The organism is Aeromonas simiae (genome assembly GCF_014892695.1).
In the GTDB taxonomy this organism is placed as follows: Bacteria; Pseudomonadota; Gammaproteobacteria; order Enterobacterales; family Aeromonadaceae; genus Aeromonas; species Aeromonas simiae.
The window spans coordinates 2,387,657-2,412,518 of record NZ_CP040449.1; the positions used below are offsets into that span (position 1 = coordinate 2,387,657).

Consider the following 24,862-nt stretch of genomic DNA (forward strand, 5'->3'; position numbering starts at 1 on the left):
TCTTTCCTTAGGCGCGATACTGCTTAATCAATTCGATGAAGTGGTCGAACAGGCCGGCACAGTCGTGCGGACCGGGGCTCGCCTCCGGGTGACCCTGGAAGCTAAAGGCCGGACGGTCGGTGCGATGCACCCCTTGCAAGGTGCCATCGAACAAGGAGACGTGGGTGGCGCGCAGGCAATCCGGCAGGCTGCTTTCATCCACCGCGAAGCCGTGGTTCTGGGCGGTGATCATGACGGTGTTGTCATCCAGGCTCTTGACCGGGTGGTTAGCACCGTGATGGCCGAACTTCATCTTGATGGTCTCGGCGCCGGAGGCCAGTGCCAGTAGCTGGTGACCCAGACAGATACCAAACACCGGGATATCGGTGTTGAGGAACGCCTGGATGGCCTCGATGGCATAATCGCACGGAGCCGGATCGCCCGGGCCGTTGGAGAGGAAGATGCCATCGGGGTTCATCGCCAGCACCTCAGCGGCCGGGGTCTTGGCCGGCACCACGGTCAGGCGGCAACCGCGATCGACCAGCATGCGCAGGATGTTGCGCTTAACGCCGAAGTCGTAGGCCACCACGTGATACTTGAGATCGCCCTCAGCCGGGGTCGCGTGTCCCTTACCCAGCTCCCAGCTCCCTTCACGCCAGCGATAGGGCTCAGCGACGGTCACTTCCTTGGCAAGATCCATCCCCTTGAGTCCTGGGAAGGCGCGAGCCTGGCTCAGGGCATGGGCCTCGTCGAGCGCCTTGCCAGCCATGATGCAACCGTTCTGGGCTCCCTTCTCACGCAAGATTCGGGTCAACTTACGGGTATCGATGTCGGCGATGCCGACGATGCCGCGCGTCTTGAGGTAATCGGAGAGGGATTGTTGATTGCGGAAGTTGGAGGCGAGGATAGGAAGATCGCGGATGATGAGGCCCTGAGCGTGGATTTGGCTGGACTCTTCATCTTCTGGGTTGGTGCCGGTATTGCCGATATGAGGATAAGTGAGGGTAACGATCTGACGAGAATAGGAGGGGTCGGTGAGGATTTCCTGATAGCCCGTCATCGACGTATTGAAAACCACTTCACCAACGGAACATCCCTCGGCGCCTATCGATACGCCCTTGAAGACAGTTCCATCTTCCAGCACTAACAATGCAGTGTGACTCAAGACAACCTCCAGTTTTTTAGCTTGAAAATCAGCAACTTACCTGGGTGTTGCTAGCCTCTCGCCGGGACCTGAGGACCCCGCTGGGCCGGCATATTTCGGGCAAATTGCGCGCATTCTACTGAAAATCAGTGGCATTTCAACCACTGGCGCGCAGAAGATTGCATTTAAATTCTATAAAAAAGCAATTCCAGTCATTATCTATGCATTCAGGCGCCGCGCAACCCCCGCCGTAAAACTTTTTTACGCCCTCCGCGGCGCACAGGGTCACTGCCCCTTACATTTTCAATAAAAGCAAAATTAGTTGATATTTTTCATTAAGTTAAAAACAAACAACGAAAGCCACACAGTGAATTACCTGCCTTTCTGTGAAGATTAAATTTTTCTTAACACAGAAAAACGTTTTACTAGTTATGCATTTTTAATCTTTTTTTACACCCTGCACTTGTGGCGACAAAACAGCCATTCAATAACAGCAGCGTGACTGTTCCGTGGCAGGAAGATTAACAACCGGGGTGGGGAAGAGCGCGGTGATGTATGATTTTTCATTGTTCAATAAAAAAAGGCGGCAAAGCCGCCTTTTTCATATGTTTAATCTATAAATGCCTATTTCAGACTCAGCACATCCTGCATGTTGTACAAGCCTGCCGGTTGGGCCTTGAGCCAGCGGGCGGCCCGCACAGCGCCGTTGGCGAAGGTCAGACGGCTTGATGCCTTGTGGCTGATCTCAACCCGCTCGCCGATGTCAGCAAACATAACAGTGTGCTCCCCCACCAGATCCCCGGCACGGATGGTGGCGAAGCCGATGGTATTGCGATCCCGCTCACCGGTGATCCCCTCGCGGCCATAGACAGCGCACTCCTTGAGATCCCGACCCAGGGTCTTGGCCACCACCTCCCCCATGGAGAGCGCCGTACCGGATGGGGCATCGACCTTGTGGCGATGGTGCCCCTCGATGATCTCGATGTCGGTGTACTCCCCCATCACACGGGCAGCCTGCTCGAGCAGCTTGAACACCAGGTTGACGCCCACCGAGTAATTGGAGGCGAAGACGATCCCGATCTCGGTGGCGGCCTGTTCGATGGCCAGCTTACCGGCATCGTCGAAGCCGGTGGTACCGATCACCATCATCTTGCCATGGGCGCGGGCCAGTGCGAGGTTCTCCAGCGTCACCTCGGGGCGGGTGAAGTCGATGATGAGATCCACCCGCTCAATGGCGGCGGCCAGGCTGTCGCCGATGGCGATGCCAAGATGACCGAGCCCGGCCAGCTCGCCGGCATCAAGGCCGATCACGGCCGAGCCGGGACGCTCCAGCGCAGCCCCAAGCACCACCCCTTCCTGTGCCTGGATCGCCTCCAGCAGCACCTTGCCCATTCGTCCCTGGCAGCCCATCACGGCTACGCGGATCGGAGTCTCCATCGCCTTCCTCATTTCGTTCTGCTTGCAAAGTCCCCTGTTTTACCAGCCGGGGCGCACTTTGCAAAGCCTGGGTTGCAGGAGACGCCACGGACGCCCAGAGTCACAACGCGCGCCGCCATCCCGCCGGGCAGAGTAGAAGCGAGCACGCACCTTGGGCCAAGGCGGCCCTCAGGCCCTGCCCGGTTTAGCCCTTGACGGCCGCGTGGTGATAAAGAGCCACAATAGGCCGGAGATGGCGCCTTGTAAGCTCGTGCAGGGATGCGAATAATTCACGGAAAAACACGTAAATTACAAAGAAACTTCAGATAAATAAGAATAAACGGAATCACACTGAAAAAAGCATTATCCATCTGGACGTCTATGTTGACCCGATGCCATCGACTCTCTAGTGTGTGCACCCACAGTGGCAGGATGCCGCCCTGTCCCCGGAGCCCACCGGGCTCGCACAGGCCACGACAGGAGGTCATTGTTCAATCCCTGAGGAACAGATGATCCAGACCCAACCCAGCGCCAAAGCCCTGCTGCCCCTCCTGCTCTTTCTTGCCCTCTTCATCGGTACCGGCACCTGGTTGACCCTACAGGGGGTCGAATTTGCCTTCTACCAACTGCCAGCGCCGGTGGCTGCCCTGCCAGCCGTCATACTGGCACTGCTGCTCGGCCGCGAGGGGTTCAACACCAACCTCGAGACCTTCTTCAAGGGAGTGGGTGACAGCAACATCATGGCCATGTGCCTTATCTACCTGCTGGCGGGCGCCTTCGCCACCGTGGCCAAGGCCACCGGCGGGGTGGATGCCACCGTGGCGCTCGGGCTCTCCATTATTCCCAGCTGGGCGCTACTGCCGGGTCTGTTCCTCATCTCGGCCTTCGTGGCCACCGCCATGGGCACCTCGATGGGAACCATAGGCGCGGTCGCGCCAGTGGCCCTCGGCGTGGCCCACTCGGCCGGCATGGACCCCGTTCTGGTGGCCGGTGCCGTGCTCGGGGGCGCCATGTTTGGCGACAACCTATCCATCATCTCTGACACCACCATCGCCGCCACCCGCAGCCAAGGGTGCGAGATGAAAGACAAGTTTCGTGAGAATCTGGCCATCGCCACCCCCGCCGCCATACTGGTGGTGCTCGGCTACCTGCTGCTGGGTGACGTCGCCACCATCCCGGCGCAAAGCACCAGCCAGTGGTTCCAAGTGCTGCCCTACCTGCTCATCCTGGTGCTGGCCCTCTCGGGCATGAATGTCTTCCTGGTGCTCGGCACCGGCATAGTCGCAGCCGGCGCCGTGGGGCTCATCAGCACCGACTACCAACTCGGCCAGTTCGTCCAAGACATCTACAAAGGCTTTGGCAGCATGCAGGAGATCTTCCTGCTCTCCATGCTGATCGGCGGCCTCGGCGCCCTGATGGAGCGCCAAGGTGGCCTGGCTTGGCTCAACGGCCAGATCGCCGCCCTTATCCATCGTTTCAGCCGCGGCCATGATGGCGAGCAGAACGAAAAGGCCGCCGAACTCGGCATCGCCGCCGTGGTCGGTTTGACCAATGCCTGTACCGCCAACAATACGGTGGCGATCATCGTCGCGAGCAAGGTGGCCAAGGAGCTTGCCGATCAGCACGGCGTCACGCCGCGCCGCGCCGCCTCCCTGCTCGATATCTTCTCCTGTGTGGTACAGGCGCTGATCCCCTGGGGGGCCCAGGCGCTACTGCTCGGCTCCATCTTTGCGCTCTCGCCGATCGCCGTGGTCAGCCTGTGCTTCTATCCGCTGGTTCTGGCCATCGCAGCCCTCATCGCCATTTTCATCAAGCACACCGTCAGCAGCCATTAACTCACCTCAACGGGGCCATCCACAGGAAGGCACCGCAGTGGTATGCTCCGTTTGCTATAAGGAGGCCCCATGTCTGAACGCCACACCCTGCGCCAGCAGATCAGGGAGCGCCGCCGGGCGCTCACCGCCGAACAACAGCACCTGGCCGCCCAGCAACTGCTCGAGCGTATCCAGTCTCATCCCGATATCAGTGCCGCACGACGTGTTGCCTGCTACCTGGCCAACGATGGCGAGATCAACCCCCTGCCAACCATCCACTGGCTGTGGGCTGAAAAAAAAGAGGTCTATCTGCCCGTGGTGCACCCCTTCACCCCGGGCCACCTGTTGTTCCTCCACTACACCCCCACCTCGCCCATGGTGCGCAACAAGTTCAACATTGAGGAGCCCGAGCTCGACATGAGCCGTGTCATCCCCCACAGCGCCCTCGATCTGATGTTTACCCCCATGGTGGCGTTCGATGCCAAAGGTAACCGGCTCGGCATGGGAGGTGGCTATTACGATCGCACCTTGGCCTGCTGGCAGCAGCACCAGCTTGGACCCAAACCGATCGGCATCGCCCATGACTGCCAACAGGTGGCAGCCGTGCCAAACGAGGCATGGGACGTACCACTGCCCGAGATCCTCACCCCATCCAAGCACTGGCGTTTTTGAAAAAAATGTGACCAAACGCACATGAAAGGGGATGCTAGCGGTCGCCCTGCTCCCTCCCCTTATCCTATAATGCGCCCGCTTTTTACCCCCCCTAAGGATCAGTCATGACGCAAGATGAGATGAAGAAGGCCGCCGGCTGGGCAGCCCTCCAGTATGTGGTTCCCGGCACCATTGTCGGGGTGGGCACCGGCTCCACCGTCAACCACTTCATTGACGCCCTCGGCACCATCAAGGATCAGATCAAGGGGGCCGTCTCTAGCTCCATCGCCTCCACTGAGCGCATGCAGGCTCTTGGCATCCCGGTGTTCGATCTGAACGAGATCGACAGCCTCTCCGTCTATGTGGATGGGGCCGACGAGATCAACGCCGCTCACGACATGATCAAGGGTGGTGGCGCCGCACTGACCCGTGAGAAGATCGTCGCTGCCGTAGCCGACCAGTTCATCTGCATCATCGACAACACCAAGACGGTCGATGTGCTCGGTACCTTCCCGCTGCCGGTCGAGGTGATCCCCATGTCACGGGAATACGTGGCACGCGAGATCCGAAAGCTCGGTGGCAATCCGGTGTGGCGTAAAGGGGTGGTAACCGATAACGGTAACGACATTCTCGATGTGCACGGTATGGCCATCGCCGAGCCCAAGGTGCTTGAAGCGCGCCTCAACGCCATTGTCGGTGTCGTCACCAACGGCCTGTTCGCCGCCCGGGGTGCCGACGTGGTGGTGATGGGCACCCCAGATGGGGTGGTTATCAGCTGATGTGAACACTTATTCGATAAAAGGCGCCTTCGGGCGCCTTTTATTTTGCGAAAACCACGTCAGGCAAGGTCGCCAGGCATATGCTAAAAACGTTGAAAAGTTCAAAAAATTTGACTTTCATCACACTTGTTCCCAGACCCAAACGTTTTTGTTAATTTACGAGTTATTCACGCACTATAAGAAGGCAAAGGGAACGTCATGACAGTCAAGTTTTCATTGGACAAGGACAAGATCAAGGTGCTGCTGCTGGAAGGGGTACACCCCAACACGGTGGAGACCTTCCGTGCGGCCGGGTACACCAATGTGGAGTACCTCAAGACCTCGCTCTCCGAGGAGGAGCTGGTCGAGCGCATCCGCGACGTGCACTTCGTCGGCCTGCGTTCGCGCACCCAACTGACTGAGAAGGTACTGGATGCGGCGAACAAGTTGGTCGCCATCGGCTGCTTCTGCATCGGCACCAACCAGGTCAACCTCAAGGCCGCCGAGGTGCGTGGCATCCCTGTCTTCAATGCCCCCTTCTCCAACACCCGCTCCGTCGCCGAACTGGTGCTGGGTGAAATCCTGCTGCTGCTGCGCGGCATTCCCGAAAAGAGTGCCAAGTGCCACCGTGGGATCTGGGAGAAGCTGGCCACTCACAGCGTCGAGGCCCGCGGCAAGAAACTCGGCATCATCGGCTACGGCCACATCGGCACCCAGCTGGGTATCATCGCCGAAAGCCTCGGCATGAAAGTCTATTACTACGACATCGAGAACAAGCTCTCGCTGGGTAACGCCATCCAGGTGCCCACCATGGCCGAGCTGCTCAACATGTCTGACGTCATCAGCCTGCATGTGCCTGAGACCGCCTCCACCAAGAACATGATTGGCGCCGAGCAGCTGCGCATGATGAAGCCGGGCGCCGTCTTCATTAACGCCTCGCGGGGTACCGTGGTGGATATCGATGCCCTGGTTGAAGTGCTCAAGAGCGGTCACATCTCCGGCGCCGCCGTCGACGTCTTCCCGGTCGAGCCCAAGTCCAACGACGAGGAGTTCATGACTCCCCTGCGCGGTTTTGACAACGTGATCCTGACCCCGCACATCGGCGGCTCCACCCAGGAAGCACAGGAAAATATCGGTCTGGAAGTGGCCAACAAGCTCATCAAGTACTCTGATAACGGCTCCACCCTGTCCGCCGTTAACTTCCCCGAGGTCTCATTGCCGGGTCATCGCGGCTCCAGCCGCCTGCTGCACATCCATCACAACCAGCCGGGTGTGCTCAACAAGATCAACCAGGCGTTCGCCGATGAGGGGATCAACATCGCCGGTCAGTATCTGCAAACCAGCAGCGAGATCGGCTATGTGGTGATCGACATCGAAAGCGAGCAGAGCGAGAAGGCCTTGGCCAAGCTCAAGGATATCGACGGCACCATCCGTGCCCGGATCCTGCACTGATCGCCGCTGATGCATGCAAAAAGCCCCGTTTTACGGGGCTTTTTTGTTGATGTCCTCCGGCTAGCCACCTATCGGCAGACGCCAGAAACACACATCCCGCCATGAGGGCGGGATGTGGAGGAACTGGGTGTATCAGTAGAAGAGGCGTTCGGCACGCTCACTTTGCTTCAGCCATACCGGCTTGGTGCTGGTCTTGCACCAGATACGGTGCAGATAGCTGTAGAAGCGGGCCCGATCCTGACGAAACAGCATGAACGGGAAGGCCAGCACACCGAGCAGCAGCACCAGAGTACGGCGCAGCAAGATCCGGGTCAGAGAAAACGGACGAAACATGGTAACTCCCTCCACTGGTTAGACCACTGAGCAAAGAGTACCCCATGCTGTGTAGTTTTTCTACATCAAAAACCTAAATATTTATGATTCAGGCACAGATGTAAGCACAAAGTGAAATTTAGCAACATAGACCAACAAAGCTGAACGACAGGGCATCGATCAACATCTGTCCAGAAGGCGTACAAAAGCACAGAGCCCGCTCATTGAGCGGGCTCTGTAAGAAGATGGAGGCGCGTTCCGGAGTCGAACCGGACTAAACGGATTTGCAATCCGCTACATAACCGCTTTGTTAACGCGCCAGACTCTCGATGAGAGATTGGAGCGGGAAACGAGACTCGAACTCGCGACCCCGACCTTGGCAAGGTCGTGCTCTACCAACTGAGCTATTCCCGCTTTGCACAGGCAGTTACCTGACAACGAGGCGCATTATACGGAGCCAATGCGGTGAGACAAGCTTTTTTTGGCTGCTGAGGTGTCAATTTGGCGCGTTTGCTCAGCCTTTGCCCAAAGCGCCGAAAAAAACGGCGCGAGGCTGTGAGGCAGGTGGCGCTTTACGGTAAAGGTCGTTGAAATCCCAAAGGTTTAGGCCAAGATAGAGCCCCGTGATTTACCGACGTTTCCCTATAAAACGACCATGAAAAGGATTTCTATGTCGACCGGGCTGCGCCCCAGGCTAATGCTGGTCTTCTTTCTGCTGGGCATGGTGCCCTTTCTGGCCGTCTCCATCCTCTTTTTGCACTCCCACAGCAAAGATCTGACCGAACAGACCTCCAATCACCTGGTCTCGGCACGCAATATCAAGAAGGCACAGATCGAGGATTACTTCGCCAACCTCAAGGAGCAGGTGGTCACCTTCGCCCGCCAGGACTTCGCCGGCAACAGCATAGGCCGCTTCTACGGCTTCACCGGCGCCTTTGAAAAGCTCGGCCTCACCCCCGAGGAAGCGCGCCAGCGCGCCGCTGCCCGTTATGTGGCCGGCTCATGGGACAAGCTGCAAAAACCCGATCCCGAGGCGCCCGTGGCGCCTGAGATCAGCGCCCTGATCCTGGCCGATGAAATGTATGGCCGCGTGCACCAGCGCTTTCACCGCGGCTATGCGGATCTGGTGCGCCACGCCAACTACGCCGACATCTTCTTAGTCGATCTCAACGGCGACGTGGTCTATTCGGTCACCAAGCGCCCCAACTTCGCCACCAATCTGCTCTCGGGCCCCTACCAGTCGAGCGCCCTGGCCCAGACCTTCGCCCGGGTCAAGCTGCGTCTGGACGGAGGCGTTGACCCGCAGCAGGTGTTCGAGTTTACCGACTTTAGCTTCAACCCACTGAGCGGCGAGGTGGTCGCCTACCTGGCCGCCCCCGTGATGCAATACGACTCGGTGCGCGGCGTGGTGCTCTTCGAGCTGCGCCCCGACAAGCTGACCCGGATCATGGCCGAACGCGAGGGGCTCGGCGAGACCGGCGAGACCATTCTCGTCGGCCCGGATCGGCGGATGCGCGCCGATGCCCTGCTCAGCCCTGACTTCAGCGTGGCCCAGAGCTTTTCGAGCAACGGACGCCCGATGAACACCCCGCTGGTCGAGCGAACCCTGGCCGGGGAGCAGGGAGTCGGCCTCTTTCGCTCCTATCAGGGGGACGAGGTGCTGGCGGCCTATACCCAGGTGCAGGCGTTCAACAGCGAGTGGGCCCTGATCGCCGAGATCTCCACCCGCGAGGCCTACAGCCGTATCCGCCAGCTCGAAACCCTGGCAGTCACCCTGACGCTGGCCTCGCTGATCCTGGCGCTGCTGCTCTCTCGCTGGCTCTCCAACACCATCACCGCCCCCCTGCGTGCCCTCTCGGAGGCCGCCGAGCGGGTCTCCAACGGCGATCTCGAGCACCCCATCAACACCAGCCGGGCCGATGACGAAATCGGCCGCCTCTCGCGGGCCTTCGCCCACATGCAGTGCTCGGTGCGCGAGAAACTGGCCCTGATCGCCATCCAGACCCGCGAGCTGCAAGATCAGGTGGCCCTCACCCAGCGCCAGAACCTCAGCTTGCAAGAGGCCGATCGCCTCAAGGACGAGCTGCTGGCCAACACCTCCCACGAGCTGCGCACCCCCATCCACGGCATCAAGGGGATGGCCGAGGCCATGCTGGCCAGCAAAGATGGGCTGAGCGAGCGCCAGCAGGGGCAGCTTGGCCTCATCATCAAGAGCGCCGGCAGTCTGGCTCGACTGGTGGACGATCTGCTCGACTACCACCGCCTGCGCCACGGTCAGCTCGAGATCCGCCCCGCCCCCGTCTCGGCCAAGGCGGTGATCCGACTGGTGCTCGATCTCTGCCAGCACCTGGTGCAGGGCAAGCCGGTCCGGCTGATCGATCGCAGCGCCGACGACCTGCCTCCGGTGCAGGCCGACGAGCAGCGCCTAGAGCAGGTGCTGTGGAATCTGGTCGGCAACGCCATCAAGTACACGCCGGAGGGCAAGGTGGTGCTAAGCGCCAATCGCGAGGCGGGAAGGCTGTGCATTCGCATCGCCGACACCGGCATCGGCATTGCGCCCGATCAGCTCGATCACATCTTCGAGCCGCTGGTGCGCCTCGATACGCCGGGCGCCAAGCCGGGGGCCGGTCTTGGCCTCTCCATCACCCGCCAACTGATCGCACAAATGGGAGGAGAGCTGACGGTCAGCAGCGAGCCCCAGGTGGGCTCGGTGTTCTGCATCAGCCTGCCGCTGGCCCCCGAAGGCGCGCAGCCAGGCCGAAGCGATGGCTCGGTGCCAAGACCACAACTGCTGCGCGCCCCTGAGCTGCCGCTGCCCCCCCCGGCCAGCGCGCCGGAGGCGAGCGAGACCGTCGCTACCTTGCTCATCGTCGATGATGAGCCCATCAACCTGCATATCTTGCAGCAGCTGCTCAGCCCCTATGGCTATCGCCTGCTGCTGTGCAGCGACGGCCACGACGCCTTGCGCCGCCTTGAGGAGACGCCGGTCGATCTGCTGCTGCTCGATGTAATGATGCCGACCCTCTCTGGCTTCGATCTCTGCCGCCGCCTGCGTGAGCACTATCCGCGCGATCGCCTGCCAGTGCTGCTGCTGACCGCCCTCGGTGGCCCCAAGGAGATCGAGGAGGGGTTCGCCGCCGGCGCCAACGACTACCTGGTCAAGCCGTTCGCCCGCGAGGAGCTGCTGGCCCGTATCCGCGCCCTGCTCGAGGCCAAGCGCGGCCGCGACACCTTAGTCGAGAATGCCCTGCTGAAACAGGAGGTAGAGCGGCGCCTGCAACTGCAAGAGGCCCTGCTCGACGATCAGCGCCACCTGCTCGCGCTGCTCGCCCAAGGACGCGAGAGCATGCTGTTCGTGCGCCCCGATGGCACCTTGCTGCTGGCCTCGCGCAGCGCCACCGAACTGCTCGGCATGCCAGGGGCTGAGCTGGAGGGGCGCCCCCTCGCCTCCCTGCTGGCCGAGCCCCTGCCCCTGCCGCTGACCGAAGCAACAGACGAGCTCACCCTGACGCTGCTGCTGGCCGGCCAGCCCACTCCCATCCGCGCCCGCAGTATCGCCACCCGCTACCGCGGTGAGCCGGCGCTCGCCCTCTGCCTGCTGACCCAAAAGGAGCCAGCCCCCGAACGCATCGAGGCGCTGGAGCGCGCCCTCAAGAGCCTCTCACGCCAGGCCATCATCGAAGATGAACAACTGCTCGGCGAGCTGAGCCGGCTTGGCGGCGAGTTCCGCACCCTGGCCGACAACCTGATCCGCCAGCAGGATGAAGACCCCTTGCGCCGCGCCCTGGTCGATACCCTGAACCTTTCGCTGGCGGCCTGGCAGCAGGCGACCGGCAAGGGCAAGGTGGCGCTGGCCGAAAAGAGCAAGCTGTGGCGGGTCTACCTCGACAAGTCGAGCCCCCAGACCCGCACCCTCGATAAATACCTGACCCTCGACACCCTGCCCCAGGCGCCGCGCTGGAAGACGGTGGTGGCCACCGCCGAGTATGTATTGCAGCACTGCGCCCTCGACGAGCCAACCCGCCAGCGGCTGCAACTGCATAGCCAAGAGCTGCGTCAACTGGCGGCCCGCCGCCCCTGAACTGGGGGCGGGCCGGGGATCGTTCCTTCGCCTGATCACGCGGTCGGGGCTGCCCGACCAGGAGCCCGGATCACCGTCACAATTTTTTAATAATCAGGTCAAAATCGGCGCTTTCTATTCGGAGAGAATAAATTCAATACTTTGATTTTAAACGATTAAAAATCAATTTTGACGAAAATGACGAAAGCCCCTCACTTTTTACGAAAACAACGATCTCCCGGCTTGTGATGGGCCCCCCTCCTCTGCTTTGCTAAGAGCCGTTGGATAAGCAATGCGGCGCCAGACCGCACCAACGCAGGAGGGCCGCACCACAGCATGCTGATGCGGCGCTCACACCCAACAAGGAATAAAAGAAGAAAGGAATAACCATGCTTGCCAAACTGTCCACACTCTCTGCCTCGGTCATGCTGGGCACCCTGATGGTTGCCGGCGCTGCCGGCACCGCCATGGCGGCCGACAACAAGACGGTACTGACCCTGGTCGCCCAGCAAGAAACGGCCTGGGTGAAGAACTTCAACCCCTTCTTGCAGGCCGGCCTGCTGCACACCACCCGCCACTTCATCTATGAACCTCTGGTCATTTTCAATGACATGCAGGGGGGCAAACCGGTCTTTCGCTTGGCCACCCACTACGCCTTTGGCGATGACCTGAAAAGCGTCACCTTCGATCTGCGTGACGGGGTGAAGTGGTCTGACGGGGAAGGCTTCGACGCCGACGACGTACTCTTCTCCTTCAACCTCATCAAGGCCAATAAGGCGCTGGATGAGCGCTCCATCTGGACCCAGATCACCGGGGTCGAGAAGCTGGCGCAAAACAAGGTGAAATTCACCTTGAGCGAAGTGAACACTAACGTGGTCAACGATCTGGTGCTGGTGCCCATCGTGCCCGAACACCAGTGGAAGTCGGTGAAAGATCCGGTCGCCTTCACCAACGACAAGCCGGTCGGCAGCGGCCCCTTCACCGAGGTGGAGAACTTCTCGGCCCAGCTCTACACCCAGTGCCGCAACCCGCACTACTGGGATAACGCCAACCTCACCATCGACTGCTTGCGCATGCCGCAGATGGCCACCAACGATCAGGTGCTGGCCGCCGTGATGAAGGGCGATGTGGACTGGTTCGGCTCCTTCGTGCCGGATATCGAGCGCCTCTACGTCGGCAACGATCCGAAGAACAACAAATACTGGTTCCCCGCCTCTGGCACCGTGGCGTTTAACGTCAACTTCCAGACCAAGCACCCGGGCAACCACGAGGCGTTCAACGACGTCAACTTCCGCCGCGCCTTCTCCATGGCCATGGATCGCCAGTCCATGGTGGACATCGCCGGCTACGGCTACCCCACCATCAACGAGTACCCTTCCGGGCTCGGCAAGGCCTTCGAGACCTGGGACAACCCGGCCGTCGAGCAGCAATACGGCAAGTACAACAAGTTCGATCTGGAAGGGGCCAAGGCGCTGCTCAAACAGGCAGGCTACAAGGACTGCGACGGCGACCAGTTCCTCGACACCCCGAGCTGCAAGAAGATCGAGTTCAAGGTACTGGTGCCAAACGGCTGGACCGACTGGGTCAACACGGTGCAGATCGGCGTCGAAGGGTTGCAGGCCCTCGGCATCAACGCCAAGACCGCCACCCCGGAGGCCACCGTCTGGACCGAGGCCCTGATCACCGGTGACTTCGACGCGGCATTGCAGGGCTACTTTGCTGGCGCCAACCCGCACAAGTACTTCGAGACCGCCTTCCACTCACGCAACATGGGTGAGCGTGGCAACCGCTTCGCGGCCCCCCGCTACAAGGATCCGGAGCTCGACAAGCTGATCGACGCCTTCACCCAGACCGCCGACGCGGCCAAGCAGAAGGAGATCATGTTCGCCATCCAAGAGAAGGTCGGTGCCAACCAGACCATCATCCCTGTGTTTAACAACCCGACCTGGTACGAGTACAGCACCAAGCGCTTCCACGGCTGGTTCAGCGCCGACAACCCGGTCGCCAAGCCGCAAGTCCACCCGGACACCCCCGAGCGCCTGCTGCACGTCCTGTCGCTCAAACCCAACAGCTAACCCACACCCGGCCCCCTGCGGGGGGCCACTTCCCTCACCGTCGGCAGCCCCCACTTCGCATGGGTAGGGTCACTGTGGCCGCACGGCGGGAAGCGCGCAGTAAAAAGGTGTCATCATGGGCTTTGTACTCCGACGTTTCTCCTTCTATCTGGTCGCCTTCTTGGTGGCCGCCACCATTAACTTCTTGCTGCCACGCGCCATGCCGGGCGATCCGGTCTCGGTCATGTTCGCCCGCGCCGGCGCCATGATGGAGCCTGCCGCCCTGGAGGCCCTCAAGGCCACCTTCGGCTTTGTCGACGGCCCTCTCGGCGAGCAGTTTCTTACCTACGTTAAGAGCGTCCTCACTTGGGATCTCGGCACCTCGGTGCGCTTCTATCCGCAGCCGGTGGCCGACGTGCTGGGCCGTGCGCTCGGCTGGACCCTGTTTCTGGTCGGCACCTCCACCGTGCTGAGCTTTGCCATCGGCTCGGTCATCGGCATCTTCGCCGCCTGGTACCGGGGCGGGCGCATGGACAGCCTCCTCTCGCCGCTCACCCTGGTGATGCAGGCCATCCCCCCCGTGGTGGTCTCCTTGCTGGCCCTGTTCCTGTTCGGGGTGAGCCTAGCATGGCTGCCGATTGGCTATGCCTACAGCCCGGAGATCCCGGCCGACTGGGGCTGGGCGCACATCAAAAGCATCCTGACCCACGCCATCATGCCGGTCGGCACCCTGGCGCTGGTGCAGATCGGCGGCTTTCTCATCACCATGCGCAATAACATGATCAACCTACTCGGCGAGGACTACATCACCATGGCCAAGGCCAAGGGGCTCTCCACCTCGCGGGTCATCTTCAACTACGGGGCGCGCAACGCCATCTTGCCGAGCGTGACCGCGCTCTCCATGGCGCTGGGCTTTGTCATCGGCGGCTCCCTCATCACCGAGGTGGTGTTCAACTACCCCGGCCTGGGGTTAACCCTCTATCAGGGGATCTTGGCGCGCGACTACCCCCTCATCCAGGGCCAACTGCTCATCATGACCATCGCCATGCTCAGCTTTAACTTCCTCGCCGACGTGCTCTACGTCTTTCTCGATCCCCGCCTGCGCAAAGGAGGCAAATAAGATGCAGATGCCTGTCATCGTCAAGATCCTGCTTGGCAACAAGAAGGCCGCGTTTGGCCTCGCCATCGTGGTCACCTTCGTGCTGATGGCCCTGTTCGCCCCGCTGATCGCCAGCCATGACCCCACCAAACGGGTCGCCCGCCCCCATCAGGAGCCGAGCGCCGAATACGTGATGGGCACCACCCGCATGGGGCGCGACATCTGGTCCCAGTTTGTCCACGGCGGCCGCGTGTCGCTGCTGGTCGGCTTTGGTGCGGGCCTCTTGGTATGCGTGCTGGCGGTCTCTATCGGCATCACCGCCGGCTATTTTGGCGGCGTCATCGACGAGGCCCTCACCTTCCTGATGAACGTGGTGCTGGTGATCCCCAACCTCCCCCTACTGCTGGTACTGGCGAGCTTCATCGGAGAGGCCTCCCCCTGGGTCATTGCCCTCATCATCGGGCTCACCTCCTGGGCCTACGGGGCGCGCGTCATTCGCGCCCAGACCCTGGCGCTGCGGGAAAAAGAGTTCGTCATCGCCGCCGAGGTGCTGGGGGAGCCGGCCTGGCGCATCATACTGGTCGAGATCTTGCCCAACCTCATCTCCATCATCGGGGTGAGCTTCATCGGCTCCATCATCTACGCCATCGTCACCGAAGCGACCCTGGAGTTCCTCGGACTCGGGGATCCCTTGGTGGTGAGCTGGGGCATCATGCTCTACAACGCCCAGACCGCCAGCGCTCTGCTGGTCGGCGCCTGGTGGGAGGTGCTCTTCCCGTGTCTGGCCATCGCCACCTTGGGGGCGGGGCTGGCCCTGCTCAACTTCGCCATCGATGAGATTGCCAACCCGCAACTGCGCTCCCACAAGGGGCTGACCCGCTGGAAGCGCCTGGCTGCCCCCCTGCCCGAGGAGAAAACCGCATGAGCCCCCAACCTCTGCTGTCGGTGCGTAACCTCTGCGTCGACTACATCACCGAGAGCGGCGACGTGCGCGCCGTCAATTCGGTCAGCTTTGACATCCAGCGCGGCGAGATCTTCGGCCTCGCCGGCGAGTCGGGCTGCGGCAAGTCCACCGTCGCTTTCTCGGTGGCCCGGCTGCACAAGCCGCCCGCCTACATCAGTGGCGGCGAGATCCTGTTCAAGGGCGAAGCTATCCTGCACTACGACGAGCGCCGCCTGCGCGACTACCGCTGGCAGCAGGTCGCGGTGGTGTTCCAGTCCGCCATGAATGCGCTCAACCCGGTGCTGCGCATGGAGGAGCAGTTTTGCGACGTGCTGCTTGCCCACAACCCCGGCATGACCCGCTATGAGGCGATAAAGCGCGCGCAGGCGCTGCTTGAGATTGTCGACATCCACCCGAGCCGGCTGCTCGACTATCCGCACCAGTTCTCCGGCGGCATGCGCCAGCGGCTGGTGATCGCCATCGCGCTGGCCCTCAACCCCGAGCTGCTCATCATGGACGAGCCGACCACGGCCCTCGACGTGGTGGTGCAGCGGGAGATCTTGCAAAAGGTCTATGCGCTCAAAGAGCAGTTCAACTTCTCCATCCTCTTCATCACCCACGACCTCTCCTTGATGGTCGAGTTCTGCGATCGTATCGGCATCATGTACGCCGGGGAACTGGTGGAGGTGGCCCCGGCCAAGTCGATTCTGACCGCGCCGCTGCACCCCTACACCAAGGGGCTTGGTAACTCCTTCCCGCCCCTGCATGGGCCCAAGACAGTGCTGGAGGGGATCCCAGGCACCCCGCTCAACCTGTTGGAGGTGCCGGTCGGCTGCCGTTTCCAGGCGCGCTGCAACCAGGTACACGCACGCTGCCGGCAGGAGTACACCACCTTGCACGAGGTGCGCCCAGGCCAGCTCGCCGCCTGCCACCTCCATGCACAAGAAGAGCCACCGTTCATTCACTTCAGTCAGGCCGCAGGCGCGTGAAGAGGTAAGCCATGACGATTGCACAGACAGCGGAAGCCATCATCGAGGTGCAGCACCTCTACAAGGACTTCCCCATCAACTCCAACGCCCTGAAAAGCGACAAGATGCGGGCCCTCTCCGACATCAGCTTCACCCTCGCCAGGGGACGCGCCCTGGCAGTGGTCGGCGAGTCGGGCTCGGGCAAGAGCACGGTGGCCAAGATCATCGCCAAGATGTACAAGGCAAGCCACGGCCGCATCCTCTATCGCGGCCGGGATCTGGAGGAGTTCAACAAAGGCACCGCCCTGCTCGACTACCGCCAGAGCGTGCAGATGGTGTGGCAAGATCCGTTCGGTTCATTGAACCCGACCCACACCATCTACCACCACATCGCCCGCCCTCTGCTGCTGCACAGCAAGGTGCTCGACAAACGGGATCTGCCCGACATGGTCTATGGCCTCCTTGAAAAGGTGGGGCTGACCCCGGCCAGAGCCACCGCCGCCAAGTACCCACACCAGCTCTCCGGCGGCCAGCGCCAGCGGGTCAACATTGCCCGCAATCTGGCGGTGGAGGCCGAGGTGGTGCTGGCCGATGAGCCCACCTCCATGCTCGATGTCTCGATTCGCATCGGCATCCTCAACCTGATGGAGCAGATGAAAGAGGAGCTCGGCGTCTCCATGCTCTACATCACCCACGACATCGCCACCGCCCGCTATGTGGCCGAAGATCTGGCGGTGATGTACGTGGGCCACATGGTGGAATGGGGCGAGGTGGATGAGATCCTGCACCACCCCCAGCACCCCTACACCCGGCTGCTCATCTCGGCGGTGCCCGACCCTGAGAAGAGCATCCACGCCGAGTTGAAGGGGGGACGCAAAGGGGAGATCCCGCTGTGGACACCAGACTCCTGCGGCTGCCCGTTTGCCGGGCGCTGCCACTCGGCTCAGCCGCGCTGTCAGAGCGCCCTGCCGCCGGTGACCCGACTCGCCGACAACCACTTCGTGCGCTGCTACCTGTTCGAGTGAGGCCCCATGGAACTTCTGATAAACCAAGTCGGCTTTGATCCCCACGCCCCCAAGCAGGCGCTGCTGCAACACAGCCAGGCCGCGCTCACCCCAGGCCCACTGCGGGTACGTCGCCTGAGCGATGACGCCGTAGTGCTGCGCGTGCCGTTTGGCCCGGAAGAAACCGTGCCGGGCTGGCAAGGGCGCCACTTCTGGCGGGCGGATCTCTCGGCGCTCACGGCGCCGGGTCGTTATCGCCTCGAAGTGGTCACAGACCAAGGCACGGTGCGCTCGGCCCGCTTTGAGGTCGGTGAGCGGCTACTTGCGCGTCAGTGCCTCTCCGATGTGGTGCACTACCTCAAGGGGCAGCGCTGTAGCGGCGTCTTCGAGCGGGCCGACCGCTGCGCCCGCATCCATGGCCGCGAAGCCCGCCGCGACGTGCACGGCGGCTGGTATGACGCAAGCGGCGACGTGAGCAAGTACTTAAGCCACCTCTCTTACGCCAACTACATGAACCCCCAGCAAACCCCGCTGGTCGTCTGGTCGCTGCTCACCTGCCGCGAGCGGCTGGCACGCCGTGAGGATATCGACAGCCAGAACCTGGCTCGCCGCCTCACCGACGAGGCCCTGCACGGGGCCGATTTTCTCTGCCGCATGCACGATGAATCGGGCTTTTTCTACATGACCCTGTTCGATCGGTGGAGCAAGGACCCCGAGCAGCGCACCCTGTGCGCCTACGCCACCCAGCAGGGGATCACCTCGGCCGACTATCAGGCCGGCTTTCGGCAAGGGGGCGGCATGGCCATCGCCGCCTTAGCCCGCGCCGCCCGCGAAGCGCACGGTGGCGAGTTTGTGCCGGCTCACTACGCCGCAGTGGCCGAGGCAGGCTATCGCCACCTGCGCGAGCACAACCTCGCCTATCTCAACGACGGCCAAGAGAACATCATCGACGAGTATTGCGCCCTGCTGGCCGCGGTCGAGCTGACCCGCACCCTCGGCAATGAGTGGCTCGGCGAAGCGCGCCACTGGGCCGCGCGACTGGCGCGGCGCCTGCGCCGCCACCCCGATGGGGGCCACTACTGGAGCGCCAACGACGACGGCTCGCGCCCCTATTACCACGCGGTCGAGGCCGGCCTGCCTGGGCTGGCGCTGATAGCCTATCTGGAGATAGAGCCCGAGCCGGAGCGCCGCGCCGAGGCCCTCGCCTGCCTTGAGGGATCACTGAGCAGCGAACTGGCGTGGCACGCCGCCCCAGGCGACCCCTTTGCCCTGGCCCGTCAGTATGTGAAGGGGGTGGACGAGCCGGCCCGGTTGGCGTTTTTCATGCCCCATCACAACGAGTCGGGCTACTGGTGGCAGGGGGAGAATGCGCGGCTGGCCTCCTTGGCTGCCCTGGCGTTTGCCGCCCGTCTCTGGCTGCCCCATCTGGCCTCGGCCCTGACCGCTTATGGCCAGCACCAGCTCGACTGGATCTTAGGGAACAACCCCTTCGATGCCTGCATGCTGGCCGGCCATGGCTGCAACAATCCGAGCTACACGGCAGGCTGGCCCAATGCCCTCGGCGGGATCTGCAACGGCATCACGGCAGGGGTCGAGGATGAGCAAGATATCGCCTTCATCCCAGAAGCGTACCGGGCGCGGCTGGATCAGAACTGGCGCTGGGGCGAGCAGTGGCTCCCTCACGCCGCCTGGTTTGCGCTGGCCATCACCTTGCAAGGGGAAGCGCATGGGTGATCTCTACGTGGGGGTCGACGGGGGCGGCAGTCACACCCGGGCCCGGCTGCGTGACGCCAGCGGACGCCGACTCGGCGAGGGGCGGGCCAGTGGCAGCAATCTGGAGCTCGGCATCCCGGTCGCCCGCGCCGCCGTGCTGGCCGCCATCGACGGCGCCCTGCGCGAGGCGGGTCTGGGGCCGCAGGACTATCGGCGCCTGCACGCCGGTCTGGCGCTGGCCTCCGCCGAGCTGCCCGAGTGCTATCACGCCTTTCTCGCCGAGCCGCTGCCCTTTGCCGAGGTACGCCTGACGTCCGATGCCTTCGGGGCTTGCCTCGGCGCCTTTGGGGGGGAGGAGGGCGCCATCTTGATTGCCGGCACCGGCTCGGTCGGGCTGATCTATCAGGGCGGGCGCGTGCGCACCTGCTCGGGGCGCGGCTTTCCCATCTCGGATCTTGGTAGCGGCGCCTGGCTCGGCCTGCGCGCACTGCAATCGGCCCTGCTCAGCCACGACGGGATCTTGCCCCCCAGCGTGCTCGCCACCCGATTGCTGCATCACTTCGGTGGGGATCAGGCCCAGGTAGTGGCCTGGGCTAGCCACGCCATTCCCGCCGACTACGGCCGCTTCGCCCCCTGGGTGCTGGAGGCCGCCCAGGATGGGGACGCGCTGGCCATCGCTCTGCGCGGCGAGGCCATCGCCGCCCTCTCGACCCTGGTCGGCGGCCTGATCCAGATGGGGGCTCCATATATCGCCCTGCTGGGGGGAGTGGGCCAAGCCCTTGCCGGCGCACTCACCGCCCAGTATCCCGACCATCTGGTCGAGCCTGCCGCCGATGCCATGGAAGGCGCCCTGCTTTTCATTCAACACAAGGAGTTGCCATGTCTGCACCCCTGATCGATATCGCCGTGACCCGCAGCGGTGACGATCTCTGGCTTCAGCTCACCCTGGCCCCCGAGTTGCCGGTCGCCGGCTCACTGCACTTCTGCCTGGCCCGCTATCTGGATCCGGACTCGCTCAGCGGCGCCACCTTGCTGCGCCAAGTGGGCAGCTACAAAGAGCTCAAACTCGCCAGGCTGCACGACATCGCCTTCTGCTGCCCGCGCACCCCGATGGAGCGCTACTCGGATCTGCCGCAAGGCTTCTACCTGAGCCACCCCGATGCGGTGTTACAACCCTTGCCGGTAGGGCGCCGCGACCTGGGGCTGACGGCGCCCCCTCCCCCCCCGCCCCTGCCACAGGTAGAGCCTGAGTCGGGGCTGGTGCCACAACCGGCGCGGTTACACCGGTTGGACGGCGAGTTTCGCCTGCCGGAGCAGGCCCATGTCTGCGCCCCCGCGCTGATCGAGGATCTGCTGGCCCACTTCAACCAACTGACCGGCCTCTCTTTGCAGCAGGATCACGATGCCCTGCTGCGCCTGGAGCTGGCCCCCCTGCCGCAAGAGGCGTACCGCCTCACCATCTCCCCGAGCGGAATTCGCATCGAGGCCGGCGGCCGTCCTGGCTGGCGTCATGGCCTGATGAGCCTGGCTCAATGGGTGCTGCAACACGGCGAGTCGCTGCCCTGTATCGCAGTGGAAGATGCCCCGCGCTTTGGCTTTCGTGGCGTCTTTCTCGACTGCGCCCGCCACTTCCACCCGGTCGCCACCATCAAGCGCCTGCTGGAGCAGATGGCGCTCTACAAGTTCAACCGCTTCCACTGGCACCTGACCGATGACGAGGGGTGGCGCCTCGAGATCAAGGCCTTCCCCGCCCTGACCGAGGTCGGAGCGTGGCGCGGGCATGGCCTGCCTATCACGCCACAACTGAGCGGCGGCCCCGCCCCCTATGGCGGCAACTACAGCCAGAACGAGGTGCGCGATATCGTGGCCCACGCGGCGGCGCTCGGCATCACGGTGATCCCGGAGATCGACATTCCCGGCCACTGCCATGCGGCGATCAAAGCCTTGCCCGAGCTGCTGGTCGAGCCGGCCGATGCCTCCCGCTACCGCTCGGTGCAGTATTTCGAGGACAACGTGCTTAACCCCGCCCTGCCCGGCACCTACACCTTTTTGGAGCGCGTGCTAGACGAGGTGTGTGCGCTGTTTCCCGGCCCCCTCATCCACCTAGGTGGCGACGAGGTGCCGCAAGGGGTGTGGCAGGAGAGCCCCGCCTGCCAGGCGCTGATGCGCCAGCACGGCTATCGGGACCCCAAAGAGCTGCAAGGCCATCTGCTGCGCCACTGCCAGCGCTACCTGGCCGGCAAGGGGAAACAGATGATCGGCTGGGAGGAGATCCGGCATGGGAACAAGGTGAGCCAGGAAGCCGTCGTGTGCGCATGGACCCGACTGGAGGCCGGGCTTGAGGCCGCGGCGGCGGGGCATCCCGTGGTGATGGCGCCGGCCCAGCACCTCTACCTCGATCTGGCCTGGAGCCGCGACCCTGATGAACCCGGTCTCTACTGGGCCGGCACGCTGGATCTCGCCCAGGTCTATCGCTGCGAACCGGCCCCCGCCGACTTCCCGGCCAAAGAGCAGATTCTCGGCGTGCTGAGCCCGCTCTGGGGCGAGCTGATCACCTCCCGCGAGCGGCTCGACTACATGCTCTTTCCACGACTGCTGGCGACGGCAGAGGTGGCCTGGAGCCAACCCGAGCACAAGTCATGGGCGGGGTTTTGCGCCCGGTTGCCGGGTCAGTTGCAGATCCTCGGTAAGCGGGGAGTTCGGTATCGGCCTCCCAAGCAGTGAATGCTGCCATTACAGTTTGGCGACCAGATGGTCGCCTTTCTTATACACAAAAAACCAAATGGCAACATTGTGATTACAGTCGAGGTTAATATTTTTAGTGGCGTTGTTGCCTAAATCAGCCAGCAAGTCATGACTTCCCCAGCCCCTGGTGACCGCTACACTCGGGGCTGTCTGACAGGCAGACCCAGGGTGTTCAGTTTGTTTATCGCGCTCACATACGCCATCACTTCCCCTACCTGACCGTTGTATTTTCGCAGACTGAGTTTCCCCGCCAGCAACTGCTTGAACCGATACATTGCTGTTTCTGCCAGTGAGCGGCGGTGGTATCCCGATATCTTCTTCCAGTGCGCCAGCCCGTTCTTTCGCATCACCAGCACCGCCTCATTCCTTGGGTGTCCTATTTTCCATAACCCCGCGTTCTTGCGAGGTGGAATACAAGCTGTCGCCCCTTTATGCGCTATCCGCTGATGGCTGGCTTTGCTGTCATAGGCGCCATCCGCATAAACATGTCCCAGCTTGCGCCGCAGTGGATTGAGTAAGGTCGGCAGCACCTCGGCATCATGGACATTTTCCAATGATACTTCTGCTGCCACGATATCGTGGGTTACCGGGTCTACCGCCAGATGCAGCTTGCGCCACACTCGCCGTTTATCGGCGCCGTGTTTTCTGACTTTCCACTCGCCTTCACCAAACACCTTCAGGCCGGTCGAGTCGATAACCAGGTCGGTGATACGCCCCTTGGAGGGCTTCCGATAGGCCACTGTGACCGTGCTGGCCCGCTTGCTGACACAGCTGTAATCGGGGGCACAAAGCGGTACGTTCATCAGCTCGAACAGGGAGTCGAGTAACCCCTGAGTTGCGCGAAGAGTGAGGCTGAAAATCCCCTTGAGCATCAGGAAAGTGCAGATGGTCTGGTCGGTGTAGAGCAGGCTGCGTCCCCGTCGCCCGTGATGGTCGTGGTGGAACCAGTTGTTCATGGCGGCGGCATCAACCCAGAAGGTGAGAGAGCCACGGTTAATCAGAGACCTGTTGTATTGAGGCCAGTTGGTGATGGGGTGAAGCGATGTGCCCATGATGCAGATTTGAAGGGGATGGTGGTGATCAGATCACCGCGTCCTCAGTTAGTTCCATTCAAACTGCATCGATTTGGGAAACAACGCCATTTTTAGTTACTGACACAATCTACCTCGTTCGTATTAATTTACAGCGTAGCCATGACAACTTCTAACGTGTCTCCCATTGATGAAGAAGTGATATTTCCTGCCAGCCAACAGTTGGTCTCGACGACCGATCTCATGGGGACCATCACTTATGCCAATGAGGCGTTCTGCCATATCGCTGGTTATCAGCGCGACGAGCTGGTAGGCCGCCCCCACAATCTGGTGCGCCACCCGGACATGCCCAAGGCCGCCTTCGCCGATCTCTGGCAGCATCTCAAGGCGGGACAGGCGTGGCGCGGGGTGGTAAAAAACCGCTGCAAGGATGGCCGTTACTACTGGGTCGATGCCTATGTCACTCCCATTTACGAGCACGGCAAGATCTGTGGTTACCAGTCGGTGCGCTGCAAGCCGGATGATGCCCTCAAGGCGCGGGCCGCAGCCATCTATCGCCAACTGCGGGCCGCCGAGCGTGGCAAAGCCTCCCCCTCACTGGCCCGGCTGCGCCGCCCACTGGTGCTGCCCGCCATACTGATCTCTTTGCTGTATGGCATCGCCATCCATGGGCTTGCCATACTGCCGGTACTGCTGCTCCCCTTGCTGCTGCTCGGTGGGCTCTGTTACCCCGAACTCATCACCACCCCACGCTTCCTACAGCAACTGACCCGTCGCTACGACAGCTTCTCACGCGTGGTCTATGCCGGCACGGCCCCTCACGCCATCGCCGAATTCCACCAGCAACTGCTGCAAGCGCGGATCAATACCATTCTTGGCCGGGTTGATGACACGACGCTGGGGCTGCACCAAATGGCCAATCAACTGGATCAGGCCAGCGCCGATGCCAATCACGCCATGCAACGTCAGGATGAGCAGACCCACCAGATTGCCGATGCCATGCAGCGCTTTGGCGAGGCGACCGGCTCAGTCGGCGAGCATATCCGTGGCTGCGTACAGCAAATTGATGAGGTGCGCGGTCGCAGCGAACAGGCCGATCACCACCTTGAGCAGACCCGGGATGCGGTCAACACCCTCGGTGAGCCGGCGCAGCAAGCCTTTGCCACCGCCAAGGCCCTGAGCGAAGAGTCCCGCCGCATCGATGACATCATGGTAGAGATCCGCGGGATCGCCGATCAGACCAACCTGCTGGCCCTCAACGCCGCCATCGAGTCAGCCAGGGCCGGCGAGCACGGGCGCGGTTTTGCCGTCGTCGCCGGCGAGGTGCGCAACCTCTCAAGCCGCACCCAGGAGGCCACCGCCCAGATCCAGCAACGCATCGCCGGCATCCAGCAGACGCTCCAGCAATGGCAGGGCATGATGCAGCAGAACCTGCAACAGACCCGCCACTGTAGCGAGCTGACCGAGCGGGGCAGTGCCGAGGTGCAGCAGATCTTGGGCGCCATGAACCACTTGCAGCTCAATGCCGCAGAGATCGCCGGCACCATGAATGAACAGGAAGCGGTCATCGAGCAGATCTGCCAGTCACTGCAACAGGTGGCCCGTCACGCCGAGGACAACAGCGAAAGGCTCCTACAGGTCAGCAATACCAGCCACGAGTTGCAACAGAAGGCCGCGCAACTGGCCGGTCTTGGTCACACCTTCGGTTAGTAAGATTGT

The 24,862-nt window shown here is 62.1% G+C and carries 18 protein-coding genes and 2 tRNA genes; 14 read left to right on the forward strand and 6 right to left on the reverse strand.

Going from position 1 to position 24,862, the window contains the following annotated elements; genetic code table 11:
- Positions 1-7: 7 nt before the first annotated feature.
- A complete protein-coding gene (gene carA / locus FE240_RS11245; protein ID WP_193001015.1) occupies positions 8-1,144 on the reverse strand; it encodes a glutamine-hydrolyzing carbamoyl-phosphate synthase small subunit in 1,137 nt (378 codons plus the stop codon).
- A gap of 603 nt (positions 1,145-1,747) precedes the next feature.
- A complete protein-coding gene (gene dapB / locus FE240_RS11250; protein WP_193001017.1) occupies positions 1,748-2,560 on the reverse strand; it encodes a 4-hydroxy-tetrahydrodipicolinate reductase in 813 nt (270 codons plus the stop codon).
- Between the two features lie 488 nt (positions 2,561-3,048).
- Here dapB and FE240_RS11255 point away from each other — a divergent pair, with 488 nt between their 5' ends.
- From FE240_RS11255 to serA, 4 genes are all read left to right on the forward strand, one after another.
- Complete coding sequence (locus FE240_RS11255; RefSeq protein WP_193001019.1) at positions 3,049-4,374, forward strand: Na+/H+ antiporter NhaC family protein; 1,326 nt, start codon at positions 3,049-3,051, stop codon at positions 4,372-4,374.
- 69 nt (positions 4,375-4,443) lie between these two features.
- Complete coding sequence (locus FE240_RS11260; protein WP_193001021.1) at positions 4,444-5,025, forward strand: 5-formyltetrahydrofolate cyclo-ligase; 582 nt, start codon at positions 4,444-4,446, stop codon at positions 5,023-5,025.
- 104 nt (positions 5,026-5,129) lie between these two features.
- The gene (rpiA, locus tag FE240_RS11265) at positions 5,130-5,783 is read left to right on the forward strand and encodes a ribose-5-phosphate isomerase RpiA (RefSeq protein WP_193001023.1); all 654 of its coding nucleotides are present in this window, start codon (positions 5,130-5,132) and stop codon (positions 5,781-5,783) included.
- A 198-nt stretch (positions 5,784-5,981) separates the two neighbouring features.
- Positions 5,982-7,214 (forward strand): phosphoglycerate dehydrogenase, encoded by a 1,233-nt coding sequence (gene serA / locus FE240_RS11270; RefSeq protein WP_193001025.1) that lies wholly within the window; start codon positions 5,982-5,984, stop codon positions 7,212-7,214.
- 132 nt (positions 7,215-7,346) lie between these two features.
- Here serA and FE240_RS11275 read toward each other — a convergent pair whose 3' ends face one another.
- The 3 genes from FE240_RS11275 to FE240_RS11285 all read right to left on the reverse strand — a co-directional run bounded on the left by FE240_RS11275 (position 7,347) and on the right by FE240_RS11285 (position 7,940).
- Positions 7,347-7,547, reverse strand: coding sequence for a DUF2517 family protein (locus FE240_RS11275; protein WP_042048665.1), 201 nt, complete (start codon positions 7,545-7,547; stop codon positions 7,347-7,349).
- Between the two features lie 225 nt (positions 7,548-7,772).
- Positions 7,773-7,846, reverse strand: a tRNA-Cys gene (locus FE240_RS11280).
- Between the two features lie 18 nt (positions 7,847-7,864).
- A tRNA-Gly gene (locus FE240_RS11285) sits at positions 7,865-7,940 on the reverse strand.
- Positions 7,941-8,223: 283 nt separating this feature from the next.
- On the opposite strand from FE240_RS11285, the gene FE240_RS11290 reads away from it, so the two are divergent.
- From FE240_RS11290 to FE240_RS11330, 9 genes are all read left to right on the forward strand, one after another.
- Complete coding sequence (locus FE240_RS11290; protein ID WP_193004537.1) at positions 8,224-11,607, forward strand: hybrid sensor histidine kinase/response regulator; 3,384 nt, start codon at positions 8,224-8,226, stop codon at positions 11,605-11,607.
- Between the two features lie 368 nt (positions 11,608-11,975).
- Positions 11,976-13,661 carry an ABC transporter substrate-binding protein gene (locus tag FE240_RS11295; RefSeq protein WP_193001027.1) on the forward strand — a complete coding sequence of 562 codons (1,686 nt, stop codon included), beginning with the start codon at positions 11,976-11,978 and terminating at the stop codon, positions 13,659-13,661.
- Between the two features lie 115 nt (positions 13,662-13,776).
- Positions 13,777-14,760, forward strand: coding sequence for an ABC transporter permease (locus FE240_RS11300; protein ID WP_193001028.1), 984 nt, complete (start codon positions 13,777-13,779; stop codon positions 14,758-14,760).
- 1 nt (position 14,761) lies between these two features.
- Positions 14,762-15,664 carry an ABC transporter permease gene (locus tag FE240_RS11305; protein WP_193001030.1) on the forward strand — a complete coding sequence of 301 codons (903 nt, stop codon included), beginning with the start codon at positions 14,762-14,764 and terminating at the stop codon, positions 15,662-15,664.
- Positions 15,661-16,671, forward strand: a complete 1,011-nt coding sequence (locus FE240_RS11310) for an ABC transporter ATP-binding protein (protein ID WP_193001032.1) — start codon at positions 15,661-15,663, stop codon at positions 16,669-16,671. Before FE240_RS11305 ends, FE240_RS11310 begins: the two co-directional genes overlap by 4 nt.
- An 11-nt stretch (positions 16,672-16,682) precedes the next feature.
- On the forward strand, positions 16,683-17,675 hold the full coding sequence (locus FE240_RS11315) for an ABC transporter ATP-binding protein (RefSeq protein WP_193001034.1): 993 nt from the start codon (positions 16,683-16,685) through the stop codon (positions 17,673-17,675).
- A gap of 6 nt (positions 17,676-17,681) precedes the next feature.
- A complete protein-coding gene (locus FE240_RS11320) occupies positions 17,682-19,388 on the forward strand; it encodes a glycoside hydrolase family 9 protein (RefSeq protein ID WP_193001036.1) in 1,707 nt (568 codons plus the stop codon).
- Complete coding sequence (locus FE240_RS11325; RefSeq protein WP_193001038.1) at positions 19,381-20,262, forward strand: BadF/BadG/BcrA/BcrD ATPase family protein; 882 nt, start codon at positions 19,381-19,383, stop codon at positions 20,260-20,262. The genes FE240_RS11320 and FE240_RS11325 overlap by 8 nt, the downstream gene beginning before the upstream one ends.
- Positions 20,247-22,091: a beta-N-acetylhexosaminidase gene (locus tag FE240_RS11330; protein WP_193001040.1), complete on the forward strand. Its 1,845-nt coding sequence runs from the start codon at positions 20,247-20,249 to the stop codon at positions 22,089-22,091. The genes FE240_RS11325 and FE240_RS11330 overlap by 16 nt, the downstream gene beginning before the upstream one ends.
- A 155-nt stretch (positions 22,092-22,246) precedes the next feature.
- On the opposite strand, the gene FE240_RS11335 is transcribed toward FE240_RS11330, so the two are convergent.
- On the reverse strand, positions 22,247-23,164 hold the full coding sequence (locus FE240_RS11335) for an IS5 family transposase (RefSeq protein ID WP_193001042.1): 918 nt from the start codon (positions 23,162-23,164) through the stop codon (positions 22,247-22,249).
- A gap of 141 nt (positions 23,165-23,305) precedes the next feature.
- Between FE240_RS11335 and FE240_RS11340 the strand changes: the two genes are divergently transcribed.
- Entirely contained in the window at positions 23,306-24,853 is a 1,548-nt protein-coding gene (locus tag FE240_RS11340) for a methyl-accepting chemotaxis protein (protein ID WP_193001044.1), read from the forward strand.
- Positions 24,854-24,862 lie beyond the last annotated feature (9 nt).

Excerpts from the sequence above, each read along its gene's own strand:
- dapB (WP_193001017.1), bottom strand. The coding sequence starts at position 2,560 with ATGGAGACTCCGATCCGCGTAGCCGTGATGGGCTGCCAGGGACGAATG.
- FE240_RS11255 (WP_193001019.1), top strand. The coding sequence starts at position 3,049 with ATGATCCAGACCCAACCCAGCGCCAAAGCCCTGCTGCCCCTCCTGCTC.
- FE240_RS11260 (WP_193001021.1), top strand. The coding sequence starts at position 4,444 with ATGTCTGAACGCCACACCCTGCGCCAGCAGATCAGGGAGCGCCGCCGG.
- rpiA (WP_193001023.1), top strand. The coding sequence starts at position 5,130 with ATGACGCAAGATGAGATGAAGAAGGCCGCCGGCTGGGCAGCCCTCCAG.
- serA (WP_193001025.1), top strand. The coding sequence starts at position 5,982 with ATGACAGTCAAGTTTTCATTGGACAAGGACAAGATCAAGGTGCTGCTG.
- FE240_RS11275 (WP_042048665.1), bottom strand. The coding sequence starts at position 7,547 with ATGTTTCGTCCGTTTTCTCTGACCCGGATCTTGCTGCGCCGTACTCTG.
- FE240_RS11290 (WP_193004537.1), top strand. The coding sequence starts at position 8,224 with ATGCTGGTCTTCTTTCTGCTGGGCATGGTGCCCTTTCTGGCCGTCTCC.
- FE240_RS11295 (WP_193001027.1), top strand. The coding sequence starts at position 11,976 with ATGCTTGCCAAACTGTCCACACTCTCTGCCTCGGTCATGCTGGGCACC.
- FE240_RS11300 (WP_193001028.1), top strand. The coding sequence starts at position 13,777 with ATGGGCTTTGTACTCCGACGTTTCTCCTTCTATCTGGTCGCCTTCTTG.
- FE240_RS11305 (WP_193001030.1), top strand. The coding sequence starts at position 14,762 with ATGCAGATGCCTGTCATCGTCAAGATCCTGCTTGGCAACAAGAAGGCC.
- FE240_RS11310 (WP_193001032.1), top strand. The coding sequence starts at position 15,661 with ATGAGCCCCCAACCTCTGCTGTCGGTGCGTAACCTCTGCGTCGACTAC.
- FE240_RS11315 (WP_193001034.1), top strand. The coding sequence starts at position 16,683 with ATGACGATTGCACAGACAGCGGAAGCCATCATCGAGGTGCAGCACCTC.
- FE240_RS11320 (WP_193001036.1), top strand. The coding sequence starts at position 17,682 with ATGGAACTTCTGATAAACCAAGTCGGCTTTGATCCCCACGCCCCCAAG.
- FE240_RS11325 (WP_193001038.1), top strand. The coding sequence starts at position 19,381 with ATGGGTGATCTCTACGTGGGGGTCGACGGGGGCGGCAGTCACACCCGG.
- FE240_RS11330 (WP_193001040.1), top strand. The coding sequence starts at position 20,247 with ATGTCTGCACCCCTGATCGATATCGCCGTGACCCGCAGCGGTGACGAT.
- FE240_RS11335 (WP_193001042.1), bottom strand. The coding sequence starts at position 23,164 with ATGGGCACATCGCTTCACCCCATCACCAACTGGCCTCAATACAACAGG.
- FE240_RS11340 (WP_193001044.1), top strand. The coding sequence starts at position 23,306 with ATGACAACTTCTAACGTGTCTCCCATTGATGAAGAAGTGATATTTCCT.